General features: G+C 47.7%; 3 protein-coding genes. All 3 read left to right on the top strand.

All coding sequences use genetic code 11. The annotated features are described in order from the left end of the window. A partial coding sequence (locus TX77_RS13660; protein ID WP_230198119.1) for a hypothetical protein occupies nt 1-211 on the top strand: 211 nt, incomplete at its 5' end. 17 nt (nt 212-228) lie between these two features. Beyond that, the gene (locus TX77_RS10535) at nt 229-792 is read left to right on the top strand and encodes a hypothetical protein (protein WP_154651909.1); all 564 of its coding nucleotides are present in this window, start codon (nt 229-231) and stop codon (nt 790-792) included. A gap of 2 nt (nt 793-794) precedes the next feature. Next, nucleotides 795-1,128: hypothetical protein (locus TX77_RS13875; protein WP_230198118.1), on the top strand; the 334-nt coding region annotated here is incomplete at its 3' end.

The raw sequence follows: 1,128 nt of genomic DNA, 5'->3' as shown, positions 1-1,128 counted from the left end.
ACATATGGCGGATCAAGGAATGTTCGGTGAAATTACTTATCTGGAAGGCGGCTATATTCATGATCTGCGCCATCTGATTCATCATCCTGATGGCTCTCTTACTTGGCGTGGGCAGCTGCATCAACAATTAAACGGAATCAATTACCCTACTCATTCTATAGGTCCGGTTGCACAATGGATCAATCTTAACAACCTAACGGTGACCGGCTGAAAAGTCTGTCCACCTTTGTGTCCAAATCCAGAGCGCTGCAGCATTATTTTGGCCAAAATTATGGGAAAGATCATCCGGCAGCACGAAACGGCTTTTGGCGGCAAGGGGATAGTGCGGTAGCCGTCATCCAAACGGAGATGGATGTGCTGATTGAACTTCGTGTCGATTGGACTTCCGTAAGACCTCATAATAAAACGCATTACTTGCTTCAGGGAACGGAAGGGGCTTTTATCTCGGGTCGCCATGAGCAGGAAGATGATCTGATATGGTTCAGTAATCATTCGCCGAAAAATATAGAAAACGGGTCGGACACATGGGAGCCTTTGCGAAACTACCAGCCGCAATATGATCATCCGATATGGAAGAAATGGGGGCATTTCGCCGCTGGGACGAAACATGGCGGGGGAGATTTTCTCGTGTTGGAGGAATTCATCTCAGCTATTCAGGAAGATCGTACTCCTTCTGTTGATGTATATGATGCTGTGACGTGGAGCTCCGTTTTCTACTTGTCGATGGAGTCCGTTGAAGCAGGCGGTAAAGTCATCGCATTCCCTGACTTTAAAGCGAAAGAGAGGAAATGACGGTGAGTTTGTCCAAGCTTATTATGAAGAAAGAAGGGTTGTCGGACTTACCCGGTTTCCATTGTCCAACAGGGTATCAATTACGCCATTTCCAACCGGATGACGAACGGAACTGGGAGGATCTTATTCGTTATTCATTTACAAGAGAAGTGAAATTTGCGGATAAGATCGGAGATCATGCCCCTTTTATTCGGATCGCTTATTGTTCATTTGCCGGGGGGATCAGCCTGTCGCGACCGCAGCAGCTTGGGAAAGGGTTGACGGGAAAGACCTCAGCTGGTATCTGCACATGGTGGGCGTACTGCCCCAGTATTCAGGTAAAGGTCTCGGCTTTGC

It is taken from the genome of Megasphaera massiliensis (genome assembly GCF_000455225.1).
GTDB lineage: Bacteria > Bacillota > Negativicutes > Veillonellales > Megasphaeraceae > Megasphaera > Megasphaera massiliensis.
Note: the sequence above shows the minus strand (reverse complement) of the source record. Positions and strands in the feature narration are given on the sequence as shown.